The organism is Pyxidicoccus sp. M6 (assembly GCF_055568925.1).
The window spans coordinates 10055273-10079468 of sequence record NZ_CM145714.1 but is presented as its reverse complement, the minus strand read 5'-3'; the positions used below and the strand labels follow the sequence as shown (position 1 = coordinate 10079468).

Here is a 24196-nt window from a genome sequence, read left to right as displayed (position 1 = left end):
TCAGGGCAGCTCGCCCACGCCCGCGAAGGCCGTCATCCACGTGGACTCGTCGCGGGCCCTCGCCGCGTAGACCTCTTCCTGCAGCGAGGGGATGGGCCAGCGGTAGCAAGCCGTCTTCTGCACGGCCTTCTCCCAGATGCCCAGCTCGACCCAGCGGTTGACGGCCTTCTCCATGTCCGGGCCGTGGTGCATCAGCTCCGCGCTGAAATTCTGCAGACGCATTCCCCGGTCCAGTTCCAGATGCGAGCGCTGCTCACGCAGGCGCGCACCGATGTCCCAGAGCATCCGTCCCATCCACCGCTGGTCGTTCTCGGAGAGCTGTGCCTTGGTGGCCTCGGCGCGCTGGTGGAGCAGGAGCCCGAGCGACAGGCCCTGCGCGAGAAAGACACACCTCCAGGCGTGATGGCCCGGAACCCGGAGCAGGCCGTCGAAGAGGGCGCGCATCTCCAGGAAGAAGTCCCCGTTCGAGGGCTCCTTCCATTTCGGAATCGCAGCCATCTTCTCGAGCGTCTCCAATTCCGAGCGCTGGAAGGGCATCGTGGCAGTGCTGCCTTTCAGCAGTGAGAGCAGCGCGAGCTGAAGCGTCGGCGGAGAGGTCTCCGCGAGTTGCAGGAGCCGCTTCTCCACGTCGTCGAAGAGGACCGCCGCGATGCTGGGGTCCGTGTCGGCCGAGGTGAGCTGGGTGTAGAGCGCCATCAGGAGTGGCACGGAGGACGTGTCGCGGATCCGCTCCAGGACCCAGATGGGGTCTGCCTTGCGCTTCACCAGCGTGACATCCAGCGCCACCAATGCGAAGCGCTGGGCCTCGCTGGCCTGTTCCCAGTTCCGCTCGGGAAGGTCGAGCAGGTGGCCGATGGTCATGGCGTCCGGAAGCAGCGGGCTCTTCGAGAAGTCAGGCTCGCCGAGCGCCCGCCACGAATCGAAGAAGGCATGTCTCCAATCGGGTGCGCCTGGACGGCGAGTGATGAGCTCGAGCAGGAGTTTCGCCTCTGCAGTGTCCTTCATGCCCTGGACACCGAGGGTGTTGCGGACCTGGTCCCAGTGGCCCTGCTCCAGGTCGATGCAGGCGAACAGGAACAGGCCTGGTGGGTAGCGCCTGTCGAATCGGAGCACCCAGTCCGCCTCTTCGCGAGCCTCGGGAGCACCGGCGAAAACGAAGGGTGCGGCCATTCGGGCGAACTTCGCGGCCTGGGCTTCGTTCTCCACCTGCTCTCGCCAGTTGTAGGCGGCCACACCTCCGCCCGCGATGATGGAACCGAGACCGAGCGACCAGTGCAGCACTCGACGGCGGGACCATTTCCGCTCGGGCACGGTTGCGTCTCGTGGTTCTGGGGGCGCGCTGTCGTTGCTCACGGAGGGCTCGGGATTCGAGGACACGGGGGGACAGGCCCCGATGCTACCCTCGATTCGATGACTCCCACCGTGAGACATGGCGTGGTGCTGCTGCTCCTGGCCCTGTTCCAGGGTGGGTGCCTGGCGGAGTCCTCACTGGATGGAGGGGAACTGAAGTGCGGCCCGAGGGACCTGACGCCCGAGTGCTGCCTGAAGCAGAACCCCGGCGATTGGCAGAAATGTACCGGCACATCAGGTCCGACCGAGGCGGGCATTTCCGTGGCCATGAAAATCGCGTCCGTGGGGGCCGCCGCTGCACTCGCGCTCCAGCCCATCATCGGTTCCGCCGAGAGTCGAGGCGTGGAACTGGCCACGGACCTGCGTTCCGATGTCGAAGCGGCCATCTTGAAGTGCGTGCGTAGAGCGGACCGGCAAGGCAACGACCATTACTTCGATGGCGAGAGCCCGAGTCGGGAGCAGTGCGCCGAGCTCAAGATGGAGGGGCAGACTTGGGGCATGTACCTGGGGGCGTTCAAGCACAAGCTGGCGTGGGACTGCATTCACGAGGCACTGAAGGAACTGCTACCCCGTCGCTACTTGTTCGAGCCCCGCTTCCGCTTCAACGAGCTGACAGGGGAATGGGAGTACCTCACTCCAAAGGCAGTGAATCAGATTGTGTCGAGCCTGGGGTGGAAGGGATTGGAAGGCACCATCGTGCCGGACATCGTCATCATGGATGAGCACGGCGTCATCATTCATGTCTATGACATGAAGTTCCCCTGCCCGGAGAGCAATGCCGCCAGTTGGCACTACTACTCCAAGGGACGATGGGAAACCTACACGCAGGATGATCTCTACTCCGCGGCTCTGCACGTGCAGCCCAAGCGTGTCTCCCCACGAGAGGGAGTGCGGCAGTAGTACACGGCAGGAATCAACGATGCACTACCCAAGACTGCGATATGTAAACAGCGAGGGCTTCCAGGTCGCGAGCGATGCGGTGGTCATGTGTTTCTATTTTCAGCATGCTCACCGCGAGATTTCAGTGGCCGTCAGGCACGCCCTGGATTTGTTTCACGAGTATGTCCATCCGTTTCGGGTTGCTTGGTGCATTGCTCGCGAAGAGCAATTCGAGCCCCTTGACGACGCAGAATGGGAACGAGTCCTCCAGGAGATGTTGAGGGCTGACGAGTCAGCGTTCATTCAATTGTCAGGAAGCCCCAATGTTGATGGGCCTTATGTGGATTACAGAGGACTGCGTTGTTACCCGTTACCCTGGCCGAGGCGTGAACGCGACGTAAGCGCTCTGTACCTGCGCGTGCCTACGGAGTCTCTGGAGAAACAAGGTCCGAACAGGGTGCGTCAGCTCGCCCTCGACATGGCGCGAGAACTCCCATTCGCCACGGGATTCGTAGACCTTGCTCTGATCGGTGGAGGGCTGGATGGAGAGGGATCCGCCCTCGTGCGTAACCGCTACCCAGGTATCCATCTGGACTGGGGCGGCCCCGACATCCGCATCGCCACCCACGTCGACGGCGTCCACTGGATGAACTTCCTCGGCCAGCCGGTGCTCGGTCAGCTCGGCGGTGTCACCGGTCTCCGCGAGCAACTGAACCTCCCCGGCATCTCCATCCAGGAGCTCAGCAACGACCGCGTCCTCATCACCCTGGGCGACGCACCAAACCCCGGTGACACGGAGTCCGGCGAGACGCTCCCGCTCCACCGTGCGCTCGCCCGGCTTCTCGAGCCCCATCTCTACCGGAACTCCCGCCCGCTCGGACGGATGACTCCGGAGGACATGCGACGCTGGGAGCGCCGCTTCCTCGACTGAGCCTCCACGGCCCTCCGCATCCGCGTGCCACCACCGGGCGCGGCTGCTACTACCTCCCTGTCCCGCCGCACCCTAGATTGCTCGCGGCGGGCGCTTGCCCGTCTGGCGGAGGGACACCCCTTCCGCTTCCCCGGAGGTCGTTGATGGTCGCCGTACTCGAGCCCGCTCATTCCAAGGAAACATCCGCCGGCGGCGCGTTCCTCTTCCAGGACGTGGGCGCCACCCGCATCGTCACCCCGGAGACACTCGCTGAAGAACAGCGCCTCTTCTTCAAGACGGCCCTCCAGTTCTCCCGCGAGCAGGTCCTCCCCCAGGCCGAGCGCATCGAAGCCAAGGACAACGCGCTCCTGCGCGACCTCCTCCGCCAGGCCGGTGAGCTCGGACTCCTCAGCGTGGACATCCCGGAGGCCTATGGCGGCACCGGGCTCGACAAAACGACGTCCCTCCTCCTCGCCGAGGCCATGAGCCTCAACGGCTCGTGGTCCGTGACGTTCGGCGCGCACACCGGCATCGGCACGCTGCCCATCGTCTGGTTCGGCAACGCGGCCCAGAAGCAGAAGTACCTCCCCAAGCTCGCCACCGGTGAGTGGGTCGCCGCGTACGCCCTCACGGAGCAGGGCAGCGGCAGCGACGCGCTCGGCGCGAAGACGAAGGCGGTGCGCTCGCCGGACGGCAAGCACTGGATTCTCAACGGCTCCAAGCTCTACATCACCAACGCCGCCTTCGCGGACGTGTTCGTCGTCTTCGCCAAGGTGGACGGCGACAAGTTCACCGGCTTCATCGTCGAGAAGGACACTCCCGGCCTCACCGTGGGCCCGGAGGAGCACAAGATGGGCATTCGCGGCTCGTCCACGTGTCCCCTCTACTTCGAGGACGCGCGCGTGCCGGTGGAGAACCAGCTCGGCGAGGTGGGCAAGGGCCACAAGATTGCCTTCAACATCCTCAACTACGGCCGCCTCAAGCTGGGCGCGGGCGTGCTGGGTGGCATGAAGCTCCAGCTCCAGAACGCGCTGCGCTTCACGCAGGAGCGCAAGCAGTTCGGCACCCCCATCGTCCAGTTCCCCCTGTCGCGCGAGAAGCTCGCCCGCATGACGGCGCTCATCCACGCCGTGGAGAGCATGACGTACCGCACCGCCGGCCTCGTGGACGCGCGCCTCGCCGGCCACGACAAGACGGCGCCCGACTACGAGGCGCGCCTGCTCGCCTCCGTGGAGGAGTACGCGATTGAATCCTCCATCATGAAGGTGCACGGCTCCGAGTCGCTCGGCAGCCTCGTGGATGACGCCGTGCAGCTCCACGGCGGCGCCGGCTACATCGAGGAGTACCCGGTGGAGCGCGCCTACCGCGACGCGCGCATCAACCGCATCTTCGAGGGCACCAACGAAATCAACCGCATGCTCATCGTCGGCATGCTCCTCAAGCGCGCGGTGAAGGGCGACCTGCCGCTGTTCGCCGTCGCCGGCAACGTGGCCGACGAGCTGTCCCGCGGCGAGCGTCCCCGCGCGCGTGGCCAGGACGCGCTGGCCCCGCAGGAGGTCGCCGCCGAGTCCGCCAAGCGCCTCGCCCTCCATGGCCTGCGCATCGCCGCGGAGACGTTCGGTACGGATTTGGAGAAGCACCAGGAGGTGCTCGCCGCGCTGTCGGACGTGGTGATGGACGCCTTCGCGCTGGACTCCATGGTGACGCGCACGCGCCAGGCCGCGAGCCAGGGGACGTTGGACCCCGTGCGCGTGGCGCTGACGCAGCTCTACGCGCTGGACGCCGTGCCGCGCGCCTTCGACCGGACGCGCCGCGCGCTGTGCGCCACGCTCCAGGGCGAGGCCCTGGACAAGGAGCTGAAGCGCCTCACGACGCTGGACGTCTTCACGCCGTACAACCCCGCCGAGCTGCGCGAGACGGTGGTGACGGCGCTCGAGTCCGCGGGCGGCTACCCACTCAGCCAGGAGTAGACGCGGTCGGGTGGTGCCTCACGGCATCCGCGTCACCGCGTCCATGCCGAAGCTCACCCGCGCCTTCCACGGCGCGGGGGGCAGGGACGCGAGGGCGAGCAGCGCGTCCAGCCGCTTCTGCATCTCCGGCCGCAGCCGCCCGAAGGTGGCGCCGAAGCCCGGCGTCACCGTCTCCGAGTGCTTGCGCGGCACGGTGGACGTCCACACGACTTCACCGTGCAGCATCAGCGGCCCCTCCTGGAGGTCCATCTCCAGGAGGAAGGGCGTGCCCACGTGTACCTTGCGCGGCATCGTCGGGGCCTGCACCTCCAGCCCCACGCCGCCCTTGGAGATGTCCCGCACCAGGAAGGTGGGGGACAGAGGCGTTGCCTCCACGGCGCGCAGGTGCAGGGGCAGCCGCGGGAAGCGGCGCAGTCCGTCCTGTTCCTGGGCGGAGTAGATGCGCTGCAACACGGCGTCGAGCGCCGTGCGGTCCTGGCCCGCGCCGTAGCGCACGGTGAGCAGGTAGCGCTGCGCCTCGCGCGGCTCCACCTGCACCACCTCACCCAGGACTTCGACGGGCTTCGGCACGCCCCCCGCGTGCAGCTCGAAGGTGAAGCGAGTACCCAGCGGAAGGCTGCGGCGCGTCTCCAGCGTGACGCCACCCTGCCCGACGCTGCGCGTGTACTCCCCCACCAATGACTGCGGGGTCTTGTAGGCCACCTTCAGTCGTACGTTCGTATTCACGCAAAGGACACTCTGCGCCTGTCCACGGGTGGAACTCAAGTTTGCCCCCTCTCACCAGGTAGGGCGCCGCGATGCGCTAACTACCGGACCTTCCAGGTCTGGAGGGACTTCCGGTTTCAGTCCGTTTGTGCCGCCGCGCCCTCGTGGACTCCGGCCGCTGGAGGCGCGGGGGGCTCGCGGATTCCAGCCCGTCCCGCGGGGCGGTTTGTGGATTCTTGCGCCCGTGGTGCTACGGACCTGTAGCAGGTGGACGCGCGAGCACCGTGACGCGCCGGTCCAGGTGTCTCGCACCAACGAACCTCTGTTCCAACCTGTTGCGGTTTCTTGACCCCCCCCAGGGGGACGCGTATGTATGCCGCCCGGTAGTGGCAAGGAGTGGGAAGGAGTGGAGCTTCATCCCGTAGCGGGTTGAAAAGGTGGATCGTCCCGCGTGTTCCGAGGCGTCTATGAGCACCAGATCGACGCGAAGGGGCGGACGAGCCTCCCGGCGAAGCTCCGGGAAACGCTGGTCGCCACCTACGACGAGCGGCTCATCGTCACCACGGCGCTGGACAAGTGCCTCCACGCGTACCCGGTGCGGGAGTGGGAGGCGCTGGAGGCCTCACTCGCCCGCCGCAACCCGATGGAGCCGGGGGTGAAGACGCTGATGCGCCTGTACGTGGCCAGCGCGCAGGAGTGCCCGCTGGACAAGCTGGGGCGCCTGCTGATTCCGCCCACGCTCCGCGGCTACGCCGGGCTGGAGAAGGACGTGGTGTGGGCGGGGATGGTGAAGGTCATCGAGCTGTGGAGCCGCGAGGGCTGGGCGAAGGCGCAGGAGGAGGCCCGCCAGGAGGCGACCTCCGCGGATGTCATGAAGGTGCTGTCGGAGCTGCGCCAGCAGTAGCGGGAACGTCGACAGGACTCAGAAGTCCCGAGAGGGTGGCAAGCGTATGAACCAGGTTCTGGAGGTGCGGAGGGGGACGGGCGCGGCGGTGGCCACCGGGCGCGTGGAGACGCTCATGCTCGAGGGCGAGCTGAGCGAGCAGGACCTGCTCGAGCTCTGTGATGACCTCGGCCGCAAGCTGCAGCGCGGCGTGCGGCAGGTGGTGGTGGACTTCGCGGACGTGGGCCACCTGAACTACCGGGGCGTCAAGCCGCTCATGGCCCGCGCCGACGCCTTCCGCCGTGCCGGCGGTGACGTGAAGCTGTCCGGCCTGTCGCCGTACCTCGCCGCCATCTTCCGCGCGGCGGGCGCGCACGACGCCTTCGAAATCTACCCGCACATGAACGACGCCCGGGCCGCCTTCGCGCTCGCGCGGGCGCCCTTCGTCTGACGGCCCGTGGCGGCCCTGGACTTCCAGCACCAGACCGTCCTCCTGCGGGAAGCAGTGGACTTGCTCCAACCGGGAGTGGGGAAGGTGATCATCGACGGCACACTGGGTGGCGGCGGCCACACGGAGGCGCTCCTCGCCCGGGGCGCCACCGTGGTGGGCGTGGACCGCGACCCGGTGGCGCTCGCCGCCACCACCTCGCGCCTCGGCGGCAACCCCCTCTTCCAGGCCCGTCAGGGCAACTTCGCGGACCTGCCCCGCGTGGCCGCGGACATGCTCCCGGTGGACGGCGTGCTGGTGGACCTGGGCGTCTCCTCGCCCCAGCTCGACGTCGCCGAGCGCGGCTTCTCCTTCATGAAGGACGGCCCGCTGGACATGCGCATGGGCGACACGGGCCCCACGGCCGCGGAGCTCATCGCCTCCACGGACGAGCGCGACCTGGCCCACCTCCTCAAGGAGTACGGCGAGGAGCCCTTCGCGCGGCCCATCGCCCGCGAGCTGAAGAAGGCGCTGCCCACGCGCACGCTGGAGGCCGCCGAAGTGGTGAAGCGCGCGGTGCCGCGCAAGGCGTGGCCGCAGCGCATCCACGTGGCCACGCGCACCTTCCAGGCCCTGCGCATGGCCGTCAACGGTGAGCTGGAGGCGCTGGACGCGCTGCTCGCCGCCATCCCCAACCTCCTCAAGGTGGGCGGCCGCGCGGCCGTCATCTCCTTCCACTCCCTGGAGGACCGGAAGGTGAAGGAGGCGTTCAGGGACATGGTGGGCCGTTGCACCTGTCCGCCGGGGCTGCCGGTGTGCGCCTGTGGCTGGTCGGGCGCGTTCGCCCTGGTGACGAAGAAGGCCGTGGCCGCCTCGGAGGAAGAGGTGGAGGCCAACCCCCGCGCTCGCAGCGCGCACCTTCGCGTGGTGGAGAAACTCCGATGAGCAAGGCGACTTCCAGGTTGGGTTCTTCGCGTGGCTCCGTCTCCGTGACGGGCGTGCTGATGCACCTGCTGCCCGCCGTCCTCCTCTTCGCCCTCTTCGCGGGCGTGGGCATGCTCCACGTCACCAGCCGCGTGCTGGTGGTGGACATGGGCTACCGCCTGTCTCGCGCGGAGGCGGAGAGCCGCACGCTCACCCGGGAGAATGACCGGCTGAAGCTGGAGCTGGCCACGCTCAAGGCCCCGGCGCGGCTGGAGCGCGTGGCGCGCGAGCAGCTCGGCATGGCCATGCCCTCCGGCGGAGCGGTGGTGTCGGTGGCCGCGGACAAGCCCGCGCGCGGCGACGCCCGGGCGGACGCGCGTGGCACCGAGCCGTCCAACGTGCGGGTGGCCGGGCGCGGCGCGACGGGGGACGCGCGGTGAGGGACTTCAAGGCGGCGCGGGCTCCGGAGCCCAACGCGAAGTGGCTGAAGCTGCGGGTGCGGCTGCTGTTCGGCCTCTTCCTCGGCCTGCTGGGCGTCGCCTTCGGTCGCGCGGTGTACCTCCAGGTCTTCGAGCAGGAGAAGCTGCGCGGGCTCGCCCAGGACCAGTACGTCCGCCAGATTGAGATTCCCGCGCGCCGCGGCGACATCTTCGACCGGCGCGGCACCCCGCTCGCACAGAGCGTGGAGGTGGACTCCATCTGGGTGGACCCCTCCATGCTGCCGGACATCCGCTCCGCCTCGCGCGCGCTGGCCAAGGCGCTCAAGGTGGACGCGGACGAAATGGCCGCCCGCCTGGGCCGCGCGAAGCGTTTCGCGTGGGTGAAGCGCCAGGCGAAGCCGCAGGAGGTGGAGGCCGTGAAGGCGCTCGGCCTGCCGGGCTTCGGCTTCACCAAGGAGCCCAAGCGCTTCTACCCGCAGCGCGAGCTGGGCGCGCACGTGGTGGGCATGGTGGGCATGGACGGCCACGGCCTGGAGGGCCTGGAGCTGGCCTTCGAGGACGAGCTGTCCGGGCAGAACTCGCGCATGTCCGGCTTCCGCGACGCCAAGGGCCGCAAGCTGCTGGTGCAGGGCGCGTTGGACCCGCTGGAGCGCCAGGGCGCCGCCGTCACCCTCACCATCGACCGGCACCTCCAGTACGTGACGGAGAAGGCGCTGGCCAAGGCGGTGGAGGAGGCCAAGGGCGTGGCCGGCATGGCGGTGGTGCTGGACCCGCGCACCGGTGAGCTGCTGGCCATCGCCAACCACCCGCGCTTCAACCCCAACAACCCCGGCGCGGGCTCGCGCGGGGAGATGCGCAACCGCGCCGCGCTGGACACCTTCGAGCCCGGCTCCACGATGAAGCCCTTCGTGGTGGCCGCCGCGCTGGACCAGGGGGCGATTACCCCCGACAGCGTCTTCTTCTGTGAGAACGGCGCGTGGCCCATCGGCCGCCACACCATCAACGACACCCACTCGTACGGGTGGCTGGCCCCGCGCGGCATCCTCCAGGTGTCCTCCAACATCTGCATGGCGAAGATTGCCCAGACGCTGGGGCGCGAGAAGCTCGTCTCCGGCTACCACGCCTTCGGCTTCGCCGAGCGCACGGGCCTCGCGCTGCCGGGCGAGGGGCGCGGCGTGATTCCCTTCCCCAAGGCGGAGGTGGCCCTGGCCACCCAGTCCTTTGGCCAGGGCATGACGGCCACCGCGGTGCAGATTGCGTCCGCCTATGGTGCGCTGGCGAACGATGGCGTGCTGATGCGGCCCTACCTTGTTTCAAAGGTTGTGGACCCGGATGGGGTAGTCCTGCTGGAAAACCGCCCCACGGAAATGCGCCGGGTGGTTTCTTCCAAGGTGGCTCGTCAGGTGGTGGGCATGCTCGAAAGCGTGGTGGACAAGGGAGGAACCGCGCCCCGGGCCGCCATGGAGGAGTACCGCGTGGCGGGCAAGACGGGCACCGCCCAGAAGGCGGACCCGGTGGCACGGGGGTACTCCGACAAGCGCATCGCTTCCTTCGCCGGCATGGTGCCGGCCGAGTCGCCGCGTGCAGTGATTCTCGTCGTAGTGGACGAACCGAAGACGGACGTATACGGGGGGCTCGTGGCTGCCCCTGCTTTCAAGGAGATTGCGACCGCCGCCATGGCCCACCTGGCCGTGCCCCCGTCCAAGACGGTGGCACCCGAGGTGGCCGTGGCCGCCGTGTCCCCCGCGCCCGCGCAGGCGAAGCCGGTGGCCGTCAAGGCCTCCGTGCCCGCGCGGCCGGAGATGGGGGACGCGGTGACGGAGACCCCGGAGCCCGGCACGGTGCGTGTGCCGGACGTCCAGGGACAGGTAGGACGTGAGGCCGTGGTGAAGCTGCTCGCCGCGGCCCTCGAGCCACAGGTAATGGGCAGTGGACGTGTGGTGTCTCAAACCCCCGCCGCCGGCTCGCTGGTGGAGAAGGGGGCCCGGGTGACGCTGGAGCTCGCGACGCGGCAATGAGGCCGCGCTCGCTCCAGGCCCCGCGCTTGCAAGACGTGTGAAGGGGAAGAGATGAAGCTGACGGATGTCCTCGCAGGATGTGGTGCCGAGCAGACCTCGGGCGGCCGTTCCGCGGTTGACGTCACCGGTGTGACGCAGGACTCGCGGCGCGTGAAGGCGGGGGACCTCTTCGTCGCCATTCCTGGCACGAAGGAGGATGGGGCCCAGTTCATCGGCGAGGCCGTGTCCCGTGGCGCAGTGGCGGTGGTGTCCGAGAAGCCGGTGCCTTCCTCGCAAGTGCCCTTCTTCAAGGTGGGCAACGCGCGCAAGGCCCTGGCCATCATCGCCGCCAACTTCTACGGCCGTCCCGCGGACCAGCTCACGCTGCTGGGTGTCACCGGGACGAACGGGAAGACGACGACGACGTATCTGCTGGAGGCCATGAGCACCGCGGCCTATTCGTCCACCGGTGTCATCGGCACGCTGGGGTACAAGTTCGCGGGCAAGACGGTGGAGAGCAGCAACACCACCCCGGATGCGTTGGAGCTGCACCGCATCTTCCGGGAGATGGTGGACGCGGGCGTGGAGACGGTGGTGATGGAGGTGTCCAGCCACGCGCTCGCGCAGGAGCGCGTGCACGGGCTCACCTTCAAGGCGGCGGGGTTCTCCAACCTGACCCGCGACCACCTCGACTACCACAAGGACATGGAGGACTACTTCCAGGCGAAGCGGAAGCTCTTCGCCGAGAGCCTGTCCGCCACCGGCGTGGCCGTGGTGAATGGCGACGACACCTACGCCAGCCGCATCTACAACGAGCTGCGCGGCCAGAAGCGCATGGCGTGGAAGTTCAGCCGCGCGGGGGCCGGGGAGATTTCCGCCTCGGACGTCACCTTCACGCTCCAGGGCATCAAGGGCACGCTGAAGACGCCGGCTGGTGACATCCCCATCAAGAGCAAGCTGCTCGGGCCCCACAACCTGGAGAACATCCTCCTGGCGGCGGGCATTGGCCTGGGGGCGGGCTACTCGCGCCGCGAGGTGCAGGAGGGCATCGAGCGCATGATGCCGGTGGCCGGCCGCATGGAGCGCGTGGAGAACTACGGCCCCGGTGGCGCTCCGGCCGTCCTGGTGGACTACGCGCACACCGACGACGCGCTGAAGCGCGCGCTCGAGGCGGCTCGCGCGCTGGCCAAGGGCCGCGTCATCACCGTCTTCGGCTGCGGTGGGGACCGCGACAAGGGCAAGCGTCCGCTGATGGGCGCGGTGGCGGCCGAGGCCGCGGACCTGGCCATCGTCACCAGCGACAACCCGCGCACCGAGGACCCGGACGACATCATCGGCGAGGTGACGCCGGGCCTGGAGAAGGGCGGCCTGCGCCGCATCTCCGCGGGCAAGGCGAAGTCCGGTGAGAAGGGCTACCTCGTGGACGCGGACCGCCGCGCCGCCATCGAGCTCGCCATCGGCCTCGCCAGCGGGGACGACGTCGTCCTCATCGCCGGCAAGGGCCACGAGACGTACCAGCAGGTGGGCACGGAGAAGCACAACTTCGACGACCGCCAGGTGGCGGCGAAGGCGCTGGCCAACCGCACCCCGTAGTCAGTACCCGTGAGCGCGGCCCGGCCCGGCCGCGCTCGCACCCCCCACACCCCTATGTCAGCCCGATTCAACGACGATGAGGTGGTGCAGGCGACCGGGGCCTCCCGGCGCGGAGGTCCGGCCCCGGCCGCGTTCTCCGCCGTCTGTACCGACACGCGTGCGCTCACCCCGGGCTGTCTCTTCGTGGCGCTCGTCGGCGAGCGCTTCGACGCGCACGCCTTCGTGGACCAGGCGGCGAAGGGTGGGGCGGCCGCGGCCGTCGTCGCTCGCGGCCGCACGGTGCCCGCGCTGCCGGAGGGCTTCCCCCTCTACGAGGTGGACGACACGCTGAGGGCGCTGGGCGCCCTGGGCCGTCACCACCGGCAGCGCTTCAAGATTCCCCTCTGCGCGGTGGGCGGCTCCAACGGGAAGACGACCACCAAGGAGATGGTGGGCGCCATCCTCGCCACGCGCGGCCCCGCGCTGAAGACGGAGGGCAACCTCAACAACGAGGTGGGCGTTCCGCTGACGCTCTTCCGCCTGGAGCCCCAGCACGTGGCCGCCGTCATCGAGGTGGGCATGAACCGCCCCGGTGAGATTGAGCGGCTCACCCGCGTGGTGCAGCCCGACGCCGGTGTCATCACCGTGGTGCAGCCCGAGCACCTCGAAGGCCTGGGCAGCATCGAGGGCGTGGCCGAGGCGGAAGGGGAGATGTTCCGCGAGCTGGGCCCCGCGTCCACCGTCGTGGTGAACATCGACGACCCGCTGATTCCGAAGCAGGCCGCGCGCAGCAAGGCGAAGAAGCTGACCTTCGGCCGGGCCGAGGGCGCGGACGTGCGCCTCGTCGGCGTGGAGACGCGCGGCCGCGAGGGCATGGTGGCTACGGTGCGCTACTCCGGCCGGGACTGGCCGGTGCGGCTGCACTTCATCGGCCCGCACAACGCGCAGAACGCCACGGCGGCCTTCGCGCTGGCGCTGGCGCTGGGCTACTCGCCGGAGGAGTGCGTGCGTGGCCTGGAGACGGCGCGGCCGTACGCGCGCCGCCTCAATGTGGTGGACGGCAAGGGCGGCGTGACGGTGATTGACGACTGTTACAACGCCAACCCCGCGTCCATGGACGCGGCGCTGGAGACGCTGGGCACGCTGGTGCCGGCCGGCGGCCGTCCGGTGGTGGTGCTGGGGGACATGCTGGAGCTGGGCCCGGGCGAGCTGGAGGAGCACGCGCGCCTGGGCGGGCGCGTTCCCGGGCACGCGAAGCTGGCGGCCTTCTTCGGTCCCCGCTCTGTCAAGGGATGGGAGGCCGCATCCATGGGCAATTCCGCTGCCCACTTCACCGAGGTGGAGCCGCTGGTGGCCTGGCTGTCGCCCCAGCTGCGGCCCGGTGACGTGGTGTTGGTGAAGGCCAGCCGCGGCATGCGGCTGGAGCGGGTGGTGGCGGCGCTGACGGGCGCGCCAGCCCCCGGAGGAAACCACTAGTGCTGTTTCTCCTCTACGAGCTCATCCAGAACTCGGAAGCGGGTCGCGTCCTCAACTTCCTGCGCTACCCCACCTTCCGCATCATCGCGGCGGGCGTCTTCGCCCTGCTGCTCGGCATGCTCATTGGTCCGCGCATCATCGCCCGCCTGCGCCTGAAGCAGCACGGGCAGAGCAACGTGCGCGAGGACACGCCGGACACGCACCAGAAGAAGAAGGGCACGCCCACCATGGGCGGCTCGCTCATCCTCATCTGCATCGGCGCCGGCACGCTGCTGTTCGCGGACCTGGGCAGCCGCGTCGTGTGGGTGATGCTGCTGCTCACCTTCGGCTACGGCTTCATCGGCTTCCTGGATGACTGGCTGAAGCTGTCCAAGCGCAACTCGAAGGGCCTGGCCGGCCGCAAGAAGATGGCGCTGCAGACGCTCTTCTTCCTCGTTGCGGTGTTCGGCCTGCTCACCACGTGGACGCACCCGGATGGTTCCTTCGGGCCCACGCTGCTCATCAACACCAAGCTGACGCTGCCGTTCATCCCCACGCGCTGGTTCAACCCGGACCTGGGCTGGTTCTACGTGCCCTTCGCGTGGATTGTCATCGTCGGCACGTCCAACGCCGTGAATCTCACGGACGGCCTGGACGGCCTGGCGATTGTCCCCACCATCGTCTCCGCGATTACCTTCGCGGTGCTTTGCTACGTGGCGGGCACCACGCTGAGCATCGCGGACTACGAGACGATGGGCGGAGTGCAGAGGCAGTTGGTGGCCACGCCGTTGTACCAGTACCTGGGCATCCTCCAGGTGCCGGGCGGCGCGGAACTCGCCGTGTTCTGCGCGGCCATTGTCGGCGCGGGCATCTCCTTCCTCTGGTTCAACACGTATCCGGCCTCGGTCTTCATGGGAGACATCGGCTCGCTGGCGCTGGGTGGCGCGCTGGGCGGGCTGGCCGTCCTGTCCAAGAACGAGGTGGTGTCCGCCATCATCCACGGCATCTTCTTCGCGGAGGCGCTGAGCGTGATGATTCAGGTGGCCTCCTTCAAGATGACGGGCAAGCGCGTCTTCAAGATGGCCCCGGTGCACCACCACTTCGAGCTGAAGGGGCTGGCCGAGCCGAAGATCATCGTCCGTTTCTGGATCGTCTCCATCCTCTGTGGTGGCGTGGCGCTCCTGTCGCTCAAGCTGCGCTGAAGCCGCGGCATAGGGGGCACTGCCATGACGTTGTCGCTGTCCGGTCAGAAGGTGCTCGTATTCGGCCTCGCGAAGAGTGGCGTGGCGGCGCTGCGCCTGCTGTGCCACCACGGCGCGCAGGTGACGGCGCTCGACGCGCGCACCGAGGAGGCGCTTGGTGAGGTGGGCCGCGAGGTGAAGGCCCTCGGCGCTTCGCTCGTCACCGGACCCACGCCGCCGGGCCTGCTCGCGTCGCAGGACCTCGTGGTGGTGAGCCCCGGCGTGCCGCTGTCGCTGCCGGAGTTCGAGGCGGCCCGCAAGGCGGGCGTCGCCATCTGGGGCGAGGTGGAGCTGGCCTCGCGCCTCCTCACCGACGTGCCGCTTTTCGGCATCACCGGCACCAACGGCAAGAGCACCACCACGGCGCTCACCGGTGAGCTCTTCATTCGCGGCGGCCGCCGCACCTTCGTGGGTGGCAACCTGGGCCGGCCCTTCTCCGAGGCCGCCATGGCCCCGAAGGACTGGGACGCGCTGGTGGTGGAGCTGTCCAGCTTCCAGCTCGAAGGCATCCGCACCCTGCGCCCGCGCGGCGCGGCCATCCTTAACCTCACTCCGGACCACCTGGACCGCTACGCCACGCACGCCGACTACGGCGCGGCGAAGGCCAGAATCTTTCAGAGCCAGCAGGCCGGTGACTTCGGCGTGGTCAACGCCGACGACGCGGACGTGATGGGGCTCGCGCGCACGGCGAAGGTGCCGGTGTACGGCTTCAGCATGACGGGCCGCCCGGTGGCGGACGCGCCGAAGCTCGCGGGCCTGGCCATCGCGGAGGAGGGTGGCTTCCGGCTGGACTTCCTCGACGAGCGCTACCGGCTCACCAACCGCGCGCTGCGCGGCGCGCACAACGCGCAGAACGCCATGGCGGCGGCGCTGCTGGCGCGGCTGGGCGGCGTGGCGGCGGACGCGGTGCAGGCGGGGCTGGACAGCTACCCGGGGCTGCCGCACCGCATGGAGAGCGTGCGCGTGCTGGACGGCGTGGAGTGGGTGAACGACTCCAAGGCCACCAACGTGGACTCGGTGCTGGTGGCGCTGCGCGCCTTCAAGGGCGACCTGTGGCTGATTGCCGGCGGCAAGGGCAAGGGCGCGCCGTACGCGCCCATGGTGGACGCGGGGCGCGGCAAGGTGAAGGGCGTGCTCACCATCGGCCAGGACGCGGACACGCTTGCGAAGGCCTACGCGGGCCAGGCGCCGGTGCACGCGTGCGGCACGCTGGACGCGGCGGTGAAGAAGGCGCGCGAAGTCGCGAAGGCGGGGGACACGGTGCTCCTGTCGCCCGCGTGCGCGTCGTATGACCAGTTCAAGAACTTCGAGGACCGGGGCGACACGTTCAAGCGCCTCGTCGGGGCGCTGTGACGGCCATGAAGACCACTCCTCCCGCGTCCGCCCCCGTGCGGTTCGACCCGATTCTCCTGTGCGCCGTGCTCGCCCTCGTCGCCTTCGGGTTGGTGATGGTGTACTCGGCCAGCGCGGTGCTGGCGCAGGACAAGCTGGGTGACAGCCTCTACTTCTTCAGGCGCCAGCTCACCGCGGCCGGCATGGGCGTGGTGGCCATGGCCGTCGCCATGAAGGTGGGCTGGCGCAAGCTGGCGCGCTGGGCCTACCCGCTGCTGCTCATCGCCGTTGTCCTGCTGATTGCGGTGGCCATTCCGGGCATCGGCACCACGGCGGGCGGCGCGCGCCGGTGGATTCGCCTGCCGGGCTTCGGCCTCCAGCCCGCGGAGGTGGCGAAGTTCGCCTGGGTCGTCTACCTGTCCTACTCGCTGGCGAAGAAGCGCGAGAAGGTGGCCACCTTCTCCGTGGGCTTCCTGCCGCACCTCGCGCTGTGCGGCGTGCTCGTCCTCTTGTGCATGCTCCAGCCTGACTTCGGCAGCAGCGTGCTGCTGGTGTTCATGCTCTTCGTGCTGCTCTTCGCGGCCGGGGCGAAGCTGAGCTACCTCGTGGGCTCGGTGCTGCTGGCGCTGCCCATGGCGTACGTGGCCATCGCCACGAGCCCGTACCGCATGAAGCGCATCCTCGCCTTCCTGGACCCGTGGGCGCACCGGCACGACGTGGGCTACCAGGTGGCCGAGTCGCTCATGTCCATCGGCTCGGGCGGTGTGCTGGGGCTGGGGCTGGGGGACGGGCGGCAGAAGCTCTTCTTCCTGCCGGAGGCGCACACCGACTTCATCTTCTCCATCATCGGCGAGGAGACGGGGCTCATCGGCGTGGGGCTGCTGGTGACGCTCTACGCGGTGGTGCTGTGGCGCGGCGTGCGCGCCAGCCTGGCGGCGGGGGAGACGTTCGGCACGTACCTGGGGCTGGGCATCACCTCCATCATCGCCTTCCAGGCCACCGTGAATATGTGCGTGGCCATGGGGCTGCTGCCCACCAAGGGGCTCACCCTGCCATTCGTTTCCTACGGCGGTACGTCGTTGGTGGTGCTGATGGGCGCGGCGGGCGTGCTGCTCTCCCTGAGCGCGAGCGCCGAGCCCGCGCGCGTCGCACGGACGGGCACGGACATGCGGGAGGTGACGGCGTGAAGGTCCTCATCGCGGGCGGCGGCACCGGTGGCCACCTCTTCCCGGGCATCGCCCTGGCGGAGGAGGTGACGACGCGTCATCCCGGCAACGAGGTGGTCTTCGTGGGCACGGAGCGCGGCCTCGAGGCGCGCGTGGTGCCGAAGGAGGGCTACCCGCTGGAGTTGGTGAAGGTGCAGGGCCTCAAGGGGAAGAACCTCGTCGCCTTCCTCAAGGCGCTCATCGCGCTGCCGCTGGCCTTCATCGAGTCCTTCCGCATCCTCGCCCGGCAGAAGCCGGACGTGGTGGTGGGCGTGGGCGGCTACGCCAGCGGGCCGGTGGTGCTGGCCGCGTGGCTGATGGGCATCCCCACCGCCATCCAGGAGCAGAACGCGCTGCCGGGCATCACCAACAAGCTCCTGGGCAAGGTGGTGCGCGTCGTCTTCACCGCCTTCGAGGGCGCGCACCGCTTCTTCCCGGAGAAGAAGGTGCAGCTCATCGGCAACCCCATCCGCCGCAAGCTGATGGACAACTACCTGCGCAGCCACGTGGCGCATGAGCGCTTCTCACTGCTGGTGTTCGGCGGCAGCCTCGGCGCGCGAGGTATCAACCAGCGGATGATTGAGGCGCTCGATTCCCTGGGGGATTTGAAAGACGGGTTGCACTTCGTCCACCAGACGGGGAAGAACGACCTGGAGCAGGTGCGCAAGGGCTACGCGGAGAAGGGCTTCCAGGCGGACGTGGTGGAGTTCATCGACGACATGTCCGGCGCATATGCCAAGGCCGACCTGGTCGTATGTCGCGCCGGCGCGACCACGTTGGCGGAGCTGACGGTGTGTAAGAAGGCCAGCATCCTGATTCCCTTCCCGCACGCCACCGATGACCATCAAGCCGTGAATGCGAAGGCGCTCGTGGACGCGGGCGCGGCGCTGATGTTCCGCGAGTCGGAGCTCACCGGGCAGAAGCTGGCGGACACCATCCGCGCCCTGAAGAGCGACCCCGCGAAGCTCAAGAGCATGGAGAAGAAGGCGGGCCTCCTGGGCCGCCCGGAGGCCGCGAAGGAGCTGGCCGACGTGTGCGTGGACCTGATGGTGCAGGCGTGGGGCCCCAACGGCCGCGAGCGCACCCCCACCGAGCCGAAGAAGACGCCGAGGAGTGAGTCGTGACGAAGAACAAGCCGCCCAGCCTCTTCAAGACGCGGCACGCCGCGCAGGTGCACTTCGTGGGCATCGGCGGCATCGGAATGAGCGGCATCGCCGAGGTGCTGCTCAACCTGGGCTACCGCGTCTCCGGCAGCGACTTGAAGGAGAGTGACATCACCCGGCGCCTCGCGCGCATGGGCGCCACCATCTTCGAGGGCCACAAGGCGCAGAACCTCGTGCAGGCGGACGTGGTGGTCATCTCCTCCGCGGTGCGCAAGGACAACCCCGAGGTCGTCACGGCGCGGCAGCGGAAGATTCCCGTCATCCCCCGCGCGGAGATGCTCGCGGAGCTGATGCGCCTGAAGTACTCCGTCGCGGTGGCGGGCAGCCACGGCAAGACGACGACGACGTCCATGGTGGCCACCGTGCTGAGCGCGGCGGGGCTGGACCCGACGGCGGTGGTGGGCGGCAAGGTGAACGTGCTCGACTCCAACGCCAAGCTGGGCAAGAGCGAGCTGATGGTGGTGGAGGCCGACGAGAGCGACGGCAGCTTCCTCAAGCTGCACCCGTCCATCTCCATCGTCACCAACATCGACCCGGAGCACATGGACCACTACGGCACGCTGGACGCGCTCCAGTCCGCCTTCGTGGAGTTCTGCAACCGGGTTCCGTTCTACGGCCTCAACGTCCTCTGCCTGGACAACCCCAACGTGCAGGCGCTGCTGCCGCGGATTGAAAAGCGGTTCGTCACGTACGGCAGCTCGCACATGGCGGACTACCGGCTGGAGAACGTGCAGCTCGACGGCTTCACCACCACCTTCCAGGCCTTCCGCCGCGACGAGTCGCTGGGCGAGTTCCGCGTGCGCATGGTGGGCGCGCACAACGCCTTCAACGCCCTGGCCGTCATCGCCGTGGCGGAGGAGATGGACATCCCGCTGGAGACGGTGCGCGGCGCGCTCGCCGAGTTCGGCGGCGTGCAGCGGCGCTTCACCGTGCGCGGCGAGGCGCAGGGCGTCACCGTGGTGGACGACTACGGGCACCACCCCACCGAGGTCATGGCCACGCTGGCCGGTGCGCGCAAGGCCTTCGGCCGGCGCGTGGTGGTGGCCTTTCAGCCGCACCGCTACACGCGCACGCACGATTTGATGAAGGAGTTCTCCACCTCCTTCAACGATGCGGACGTGCTCTTCGTCACCAGCGTCTACGCGGCGGGTGAGGACAAGATTCCGGGCGCCACCGGCGACGCGCTGGCGGACGCCATCCGCGCGCACGGCCACCGCGACGTCACCTTCGTGGAGAGGCGCATGGATTTGCCGGCGGCGCTGCTGCCCCGGCTGCGCGAGGGCGACATCGTCCTCACGCTGGGCGCGGGCGACATCACCCAGGTGGGGCCTGATTTGCTCACGCTGATGGGCACCACTCCGCTGTCGAAGGGCTGAAGCGGCCATGGTGGAAGCGGGCGTGAGGACGGCGCTGGCGGAGCGCGTGGAGCGGCTGTCCGGCTGCGAGGTGAAGCCGGGCGAGCCCCTGGCTCCGCTCACCAGCGTGCGTGTTGGAGGTGCGGCGGAGGCGCTGGTGCGCCCGCGGACTCCGGAGGCGCTGGTGGCGCTCCTGAAGCTCGCGCGTGACGAGGGCGTGCCGGTCTCCATCCTCGGTGGCGGCGCCAACACGCTGGTGGGCGATGGCGGGGTTCCTGGCTTCACCGTGAAGCTGCCGTCGGACCTCTTCCCCGAGGTGGCGGACGTGGGCCCCGAGGAGGGCCGCCTCACGCTGGGCGCGGGCGCGGCGATTGTCCGGCTCATCAACCTCATGCGTGGCAACGGGTTGGTGGGCGCGGAGTTCCTCGCGGGTATTCCCGGCACGCTCGGCGGCGCGGTGGCGATGAATGCCGGCACCAAGAATGGCGAGGCCTTCCGCGCGATTGAAGCCGTGGAGGTCGCCACCGCGGACGGGGTGGGGTGGCTGACGAAGGCGGAGATTCCGCACGCCTACCGCCACTCGGAGCTGCCCCCGGGCGGCGTGGTGACGCGGGTGCGCTTCGTCCTCCACAAGGGGGACGTGCGGACATCCAAGGCGGCCATGGACGCGGACCTCGGCTACCGCAAGCGCACGCAACCGCTGAGCCAGCCCAACTTCGGCAGCGTCTTCACCAACCCGCCAGGCGACCACGCCGGCAGACTGATTGAACTCGTCGGCCTCAAGGGGCATACGCTGGGCAGCGCGCAGGTCTCCACCCTGCACGCCAACTGGATTGTGAATCTGGGCGGTGCCTCCGCCCGCGACGTCCTGGGCCTCGTCAACCTCATGCAGCAGCGGGTGCGCGAGGAGACCGGTGTCGTCATGAAACCCGAAGTCAAGCGCGTGGGAGAGTTCCTGCCATGACCCCGAATCGCGGCGCCTTCACGAAGGACGAGCTCAAGACGAAGCGCGTGGGCGTGCTGTATGGCGGCCTGTCGTCGGAGCGCGAGGTCTCCCTGCGCACCGGCGCCGCCGTGGCCGGGGCGCTGCGCTCGCTGGGCTACGACGTGGTGGAGGTGGACGTGGGCCGTGACTTGCCCGCGCGCCTCACCGCGGAGAAGGTGGACGTCGCGTGGCTCGCCGTGCACGGCCGCTACGGCGAGGACGGGTGTCTGCAGGGCCTGCTGGAGTCGATGTTCATCCCTTATACGGGCAGCGGCGTGCTGGCCTCGGCGCTGGGCATGGACAAGGTCTACGCCAAGCAGGTCTTCGTCGCGCACGGCATCCCCACGCCGGCGTACCGGGCGTTCAGGGACGCGGAGTCCGCGCTGGCCGCGGCGGACTCGCTGCCGTTCCCCTTCCCGGTGGTGGTGAAGCCCAGCCGCGAGGGCAGCAGCGTGGGCGTTCATATCTGCAAGCAGCGCGAGGACTACGAGGCCGCGGTGCGCGACGCGGCGAAGTACGCGGGCACGTTGCTGGTGGAGCAGTTCGTCAAGGGACGCGAAGTGCAGGGTGGCGTCCTGGACGATGAGGCCCTCGGCGTCATCGAGGTGCGCGCCGCGCGCGAGTTCTACGACTACGACGCCAAGTACAAGGCGGGCTCCGGCACGCAGTACCTCTTCCCCGCGCCCCTCCCGCCAGATCAGTATGCCCGGGTGAACGAGGTGAGTCTGGCCGCGCACAAGTCCCTCGGCTGCAGCGGGGGCTCGCGCTCGGACGTCATCATCACCGAGGGAGGGGATGTGTTCCTTCTGGAGATCAACACGCTGCCCGGCATGACGGCCACCAGCCTCCTGCCGAAGATTGCCGCCGGCCGCGGAATCGACTTCCCGGCCTTGTGTGAGCGTCTCCTCCTCGGCGCGTCGTTGAAGGCCTGAGCTTTTTTCGGCACGCCCGACGCAACTTCGCGCCGGGCATTGTCGACAATTTCCGACGCCCCCGGTCTACGCCCCTCACCAGTCGCCAGCGCTACAGCGACGTGCCTGTAGCCAAAAACTGGCGTGGAGATCCATCCGCGCGCAGCATGCGTGCGAACGTCCCGAGACCCATGGCCTTTGGCAGAACGCGAAATCGCCGCCGTCAGGATGCCGCCCAGCAGAAGGAGGCGGTCAAGGGCGCCGTGCGCACGCACGGCCCCGGCGTCCTGAAGGCGCTGACGCTGACGCTCGCCACGGGCCTGCTGGTGTGGGGTGGGGTGGCGCTGCGCAACTGGGCGCTGACGTCGCCCCGCTTCGATTTGGCCGCGGTGTCCTTCTCCGGCCTGCAGCGCGCCTCGCGCGTGGAATTGTTGAGACTGGCGGCGCTGACCAAGGGGCAGAACCTGTGGACGCTGGACACGGGCGCCCTGGAGCGCGCCATGTTGCAGCACCCCTGGGTGCGCACGGTGGAGGTGACGCGGCGCTTCCCCAACCGCGTGTCGGTGGAGGTGACCGAGCACGTGCCGGTGGCGCTGGCGGTGCTGAGCGAATTGTACGTCCTGGATGAGGACGGTGAGCCCTTCAAGCGGGTGACGCCGGGGGACGGGCTGGATTTGCCGCTCGTCACGGGGTTGGACCGCGAGGGCTACGTGTCGGACCCGGTGGCGGCGCGCGAGCGCCTGCGCAAGGCGCTGGAGGTGGCGAGCGCCTATGCGCGGCTGTCACCCGACAAGTCCGAGCGTCTGTCCGAGGTCCGCCTGGAGGCGCAGGGCCTGGCGCTGGTGACGGCGTCCGCTCAGGAAGTGCGCCTGGGAGAAGGGGATTCCGAGGTCAAGCTGGAGCGTCTCGCCCGCGTCCGGAAGGAGTTGGGTCAGAGGGGACTTGCAGCGGAGATCATTCACCTGGATAACCGTGCCCGACCCGGTTGGGTGGCGGTGAAGCTTTCGAGTCCTGTCTCCGAGAGGAACGGGACCTCGACGCGGTAAGAGGATGCCCCTTTCACGAGAGTGGGGGGCCTGGGAGGGTTGTCATGGCGAAGCAGAAGTCGGGGGAGATCATCGTCGGCCTCGACATCGGCACGACGAAGATCTGCGCCATCGTCGGCGAGCTGACCGACAGCGGCATCGACATCATCGGCATCGGTACGCACCCGTCGAAGGGTCTGCGCAAGGGCGTGGTGGTCAACATCGAGGCGACGGTTTCTTCCATCCGTCGCGCGGTGGAGGAGGCGGAGCTGATGGCGGGGGCCGAAATCTCCCACGTCTACACCGGCATCGCCGGTGGCCACATCAAGGGCTTCAACTCCCAGGGCATCGTCGCGGTGAAGGACAAGGAGGTCCGCGAGGCGGACATCGCCCGCGTCATCGACGCGGCGAAGGCGGTGGCCATTCCGCTGGACCGGGAGGTCATCCACGTCCTGCCGCAGGAGTTCATCATCGACGACCAGGGCGGCATCAAGGAGCCGCTGGGCATGGCGGGCGTGCGCCTGGAGGCCAAGGTGCACATCGTCACCGGGGCCGTCTCGAGCGCGCAGAACATCGTCAAGTGCGCCAACCGCACGGGGCTGAATGTCTCGGACATCGTCCTGCAGCCGCTGGCCAGCGCGGAGGCGGTGCTGGGTGAGGACGAGAAGGAGCTGGGCGTGTGCCTCGTCGACATCGGCGGCGGCACCACGGACATCGCCATCTTCTCCGGCGGCTCCATCGTCCACACGGCGGTGATTGCGCTGGGCGGCAACAACCTCACCAGCGACATCGCCATCGGCTTGCGCACGCCCGCGCACGAGGCCGAGCGCATCAAGCAGAAGTACGGCTGCGCGCTGGCGTCCCTCATCAACAAGGACGACACCATCGAGGTGCCCAGCGTGGGCGGCCGCCAGCCGCGCGTGCTCGGGCGGCAGATTCTGTGCGAAATCCTGGAGCCGCGCGTGGAGGAGATCTTCCAGCTCGTGCACCGCGAAATCCAGAAGTGCGGCTACGAGGACCTGCTCGCCTCGGGCGTGGTGATTACGGGTGGCTCCACGCTGCTCGCGGGCATGCCGGAGCTGGCGGAAGAGGTGCTCGGGCTGCCGGTGCGCCGTGGCATGCCGCGCGGCATCGGCGGGCTGGTGGACGTGGTGAAGAGCCCCATGTACGCGACGGGCGTGGGCCTCGTCGTCTACGGCGCCAAGCACCTGGACCGGCGCATGTTCCGCATCCGCGAGGAGAACGTGTACAAGAAGGTGAAGGGCCGCATGCGCGAGTGGCTCGAGGAAATCTTCTGACGGCCTGAGCCTGCCTGCCTGCCGCCGCATGCGAAGGGGTGCTCCGCGAGGGGCGCCCCTTCTTGCGTTCCGGCCCGTGAGGGGCCTCTCGCGCCCAGTTGGGGCGTCAAGCTGTCCGGTTTCCAGAATCTGGATCCGTGATTCGGATTGTCCTCGGGGATGCGGGGGG

At 68.8% G+C, this 24196-nt stretch carries 21 protein-coding genes; 19 read left to right on the top strand and 2 right to left on the bottom strand.

The genetic code is table 11. The annotated features are described in order from the left end of the window. Nucleotides 1–1311, bottom strand: coding sequence for a hypothetical protein (locus tag ACVTJA_RS39525; protein ID WP_465828171.1), 1311 nt, complete (start codon nucleotides 1309–1311; stop codon nucleotides 1–3). Between the two features lie 123 nt (nucleotides 1312–1434). Between ACVTJA_RS39525 and ACVTJA_RS39520 the strand changes: the two genes are divergently transcribed. From ACVTJA_RS39520 to ACVTJA_RS39510, 3 genes are all read left to right on the top strand, one after another. Then, the gene (locus ACVTJA_RS39520) at nucleotides 1435–2250 is read left to right on the top strand and encodes a hypothetical protein (RefSeq protein WP_465828169.1); all 816 of its coding nucleotides are present in this window, start codon (nucleotides 1435–1437) and stop codon (nucleotides 2248–2250) included. Beyond that, on the top strand, nucleotides 2180–3160 hold the full coding sequence (locus tag ACVTJA_RS39515) for a type VI immunity family protein (protein ID WP_465828167.1): 981 nt from the start codon (nucleotides 2180–2182) through the stop codon (nucleotides 3158–3160). The genes ACVTJA_RS39520 and ACVTJA_RS39515 overlap by 71 nt, the downstream gene beginning before the upstream one ends. 143 nt (nucleotides 3161–3303) lie before the next feature. After that, nucleotides 3304–5109, top strand: coding sequence for an acyl-CoA dehydrogenase family protein (locus ACVTJA_RS39510; protein WP_465828165.1), 1806 nt, complete (start codon nucleotides 3304–3306; stop codon nucleotides 5107–5109). A gap of 18 nt (nucleotides 5110–5127) precedes the next feature. Here ACVTJA_RS39510 and ACVTJA_RS39505 read toward each other — a convergent pair whose 3' ends face one another. Further along, nucleotides 5128–5835 (bottom strand): PilZ domain-containing protein, encoded by a 708-nt coding sequence (locus ACVTJA_RS39505; RefSeq protein WP_465828162.1) that lies wholly within the window; start codon nucleotides 5833–5835, stop codon nucleotides 5128–5130. A 430-nt stretch (nucleotides 5836–6265) separates the two neighbouring features. On the opposite strand from ACVTJA_RS39505, the gene mraZ reads away from it, so the two are divergent. From mraZ to ftsA, 16 genes are all read left to right on the top strand, one after another. After that, nucleotides 6266–6718 carry a division/cell wall cluster transcriptional repressor MraZ gene (gene mraZ, locus ACVTJA_RS39500; RefSeq protein ID WP_465828159.1) on the top strand — a complete coding sequence of 151 codons (453 nt, stop codon included), beginning with the start codon at nucleotides 6266–6268 and terminating at the stop codon, nucleotides 6716–6718. Nucleotides 6719–6764: 46 nt separating this feature from the next. After that, nucleotides 6765–7148, top strand: a complete 384-nt coding sequence (locus ACVTJA_RS39495) for an STAS domain-containing protein (protein ID WP_465828157.1) — start codon at nucleotides 6765–6767, stop codon at nucleotides 7146–7148. A gap of 6 nt (nucleotides 7149–7154) precedes the next feature. Next, entirely contained in the window at nucleotides 7155–8069 is a 915-nt protein-coding gene (gene rsmH, locus ACVTJA_RS39490) for a 16S rRNA (cytosine(1402)-N(4))-methyltransferase RsmH (protein ID WP_465828153.1), read from the top strand. Next, nucleotides 8066–8488 carry a cell division protein FtsL gene (gene ftsL, locus ACVTJA_RS39485; protein WP_465828149.1) on the top strand — a complete coding sequence of 141 codons (423 nt, stop codon included), beginning with the start codon at nucleotides 8066–8068 and terminating at the stop codon, nucleotides 8486–8488. The genes rsmH and ftsL overlap by 4 nt, the downstream gene beginning before the upstream one ends. Beyond that, entirely contained in the window at nucleotides 8485–10506 is a 2022-nt protein-coding gene (locus ACVTJA_RS39480; protein WP_465828146.1) for a penicillin-binding protein, read from the top strand. The genes ftsL and ACVTJA_RS39480 overlap by 4 nt, the downstream gene beginning before the upstream one ends. A 51-nt stretch (nucleotides 10507–10557) precedes the next feature. Then, nucleotides 10558–12078 carry a UDP-N-acetylmuramoyl-L-alanyl-D-glutamate--2,6-diaminopimelate ligase gene (locus ACVTJA_RS39475; protein ID WP_465828143.1) on the top strand — a complete coding sequence of 507 codons (1521 nt, stop codon included), beginning with the start codon at nucleotides 10558–10560 and terminating at the stop codon, nucleotides 12076–12078. Nucleotides 12079–12132: 54 nt separating this feature from the next. Then, nucleotides 12133–13533 carry a UDP-N-acetylmuramoyl-tripeptide--D-alanyl-D-alanine ligase gene (locus ACVTJA_RS39470; RefSeq protein WP_465828139.1) on the top strand — a complete coding sequence of 467 codons (1401 nt, stop codon included), beginning with the start codon at nucleotides 12133–12135 and terminating at the stop codon, nucleotides 13531–13533. After that, nucleotides 13533–14714 (top strand): phospho-N-acetylmuramoyl-pentapeptide-transferase, encoded by a 1182-nt coding sequence (mraY, locus tag ACVTJA_RS39465; protein WP_465828138.1) that lies wholly within the window; start codon nucleotides 13533–13535, stop codon nucleotides 14712–14714. The genes ACVTJA_RS39470 and mraY overlap by 1 nt, the downstream gene beginning before the upstream one ends. 24 nt (nucleotides 14715–14738) lie before the next feature. Further along, nucleotides 14739–16106, top strand: coding sequence for a UDP-N-acetylmuramoyl-L-alanine--D-glutamate ligase (murD, locus tag ACVTJA_RS39460; RefSeq protein ID WP_465828135.1), 1368 nt, complete (start codon nucleotides 14739–14741; stop codon nucleotides 16104–16106). Between the two features lie 5 nt (nucleotides 16107–16111). Continuing rightward, nucleotides 16112–17272, top strand: coding sequence for a putative lipid II flippase FtsW (gene ftsW, locus ACVTJA_RS39455; protein WP_465828133.1), 1161 nt, complete (start codon nucleotides 16112–16114; stop codon nucleotides 17270–17272). Continuing rightward, nucleotides 17269–18414: an undecaprenyldiphospho-muramoylpentapeptide beta-N-acetylglucosaminyltransferase gene (gene murG, locus ACVTJA_RS39450; protein ID WP_465828130.1), complete on the top strand. Its 1146-nt coding sequence runs from the start codon at nucleotides 17269–17271 to the stop codon at nucleotides 18412–18414. Before ftsW ends, murG begins: the two co-directional genes overlap by 4 nt. Continuing rightward, on the top strand, nucleotides 18411–19829 hold the full coding sequence (murC, locus tag ACVTJA_RS39445) for a UDP-N-acetylmuramate--L-alanine ligase (protein WP_465828128.1): 1419 nt from the start codon (nucleotides 18411–18413) through the stop codon (nucleotides 19827–19829). Before murG ends, murC begins: the two co-directional genes overlap by 4 nt. 7 nt (nucleotides 19830–19836) lie before the next feature. Next, complete coding sequence (murB, locus tag ACVTJA_RS39440; RefSeq protein ID WP_465828126.1) at nucleotides 19837–20772, top strand: UDP-N-acetylmuramate dehydrogenase; 936 nt, start codon at nucleotides 19837–19839, stop codon at nucleotides 20770–20772. After that, nucleotides 20769–21725 (top strand): D-alanine--D-alanine ligase, encoded by a 957-nt coding sequence (locus ACVTJA_RS39435; RefSeq protein ID WP_465828124.1) that lies wholly within the window; start codon nucleotides 20769–20771, stop codon nucleotides 21723–21725. The genes murB and ACVTJA_RS39435 overlap by 4 nt, the downstream gene beginning before the upstream one ends. Before the next feature lie 170 nt (nucleotides 21726–21895). After that, the gene (locus ACVTJA_RS39430) at nucleotides 21896–22750 is read left to right on the top strand and encodes a cell division protein FtsQ/DivIB (protein ID WP_465828122.1); all 855 of its coding nucleotides are present in this window, start codon (nucleotides 21896–21898) and stop codon (nucleotides 22748–22750) included. A 44-nt stretch (nucleotides 22751–22794) separates the two neighbouring features. Next, nucleotides 22795–24027 carry a cell division protein FtsA gene (gene ftsA, locus ACVTJA_RS39425; RefSeq protein WP_163995185.1) on the top strand — a complete coding sequence of 411 codons (1233 nt, stop codon included), beginning with the start codon at nucleotides 22795–22797 and terminating at the stop codon, nucleotides 24025–24027. Nucleotides 24028–24196: the final 169 nt, after the last annotated feature.

Bases quoted from the DNA above. Each gene is read 5' to 3' on its own strand.
- ACVTJA_RS39510 (WP_465828165.1), top strand. From the start codon at position 3,304: ATGGTCGCCGTACTCGAGCCCGCTCATTCCAAGGAAACATCCGCCGGC.
- ftsL (WP_465828149.1), top strand. From the start codon at position 8,066: ATGAGCAAGGCGACTTCCAGGTTGGGTTCTTCGCGTGGCTCCGTCTCC.
- ACVTJA_RS39470 (WP_465828139.1), top strand. From the start codon at position 12,133: ATGTCAGCCCGATTCAACGACGATGAGGTGGTGCAGGCGACCGGGGCC.
- ftsA (WP_163995185.1), top strand. From the start codon at position 22,795: ATGGCGAAGCAGAAGTCGGGGGAGATCATCGTCGGCCTCGACATCGGC.
- ACVTJA_RS39495 (WP_465828157.1), top strand. From the start codon at position 6,765: ATGAACCAGGTTCTGGAGGTGCGGAGGGGGACGGGCGCGGCGGTGGCC.
- ACVTJA_RS39475 (WP_465828143.1), top strand. From the start codon at position 10,558: ATGAAGCTGACGGATGTCCTCGCAGGATGTGGTGCCGAGCAGACCTCG.
- ftsW (WP_465828133.1), top strand. From the start codon at position 16,112: ATGAAGACCACTCCTCCCGCGTCCGCCCCCGTGCGGTTCGACCCGATT.
- ACVTJA_RS39430 (WP_465828122.1), top strand. From the start codon at position 21,896: ATGGCCTTTGGCAGAACGCGAAATCGCCGCCGTCAGGATGCCGCCCAG.
- murB (WP_465828126.1), top strand. From the start codon at position 19,837: ATGGTGGAAGCGGGCGTGAGGACGGCGCTGGCGGAGCGCGTGGAGCGG.
- murD (WP_465828135.1), top strand. From the start codon at position 14,739: ATGACGTTGTCGCTGTCCGGTCAGAAGGTGCTCGTATTCGGCCTCGCG.
- ACVTJA_RS39515 (WP_465828167.1), top strand. From the start codon at position 2,180: ATGATCTCTACTCCGCGGCTCTGCACGTGCAGCCCAAGCGTGTCTCCC.
- ACVTJA_RS39435 (WP_465828124.1), top strand. From the start codon at position 20,769: ATGACCCCGAATCGCGGCGCCTTCACGAAGGACGAGCTCAAGACGAAG.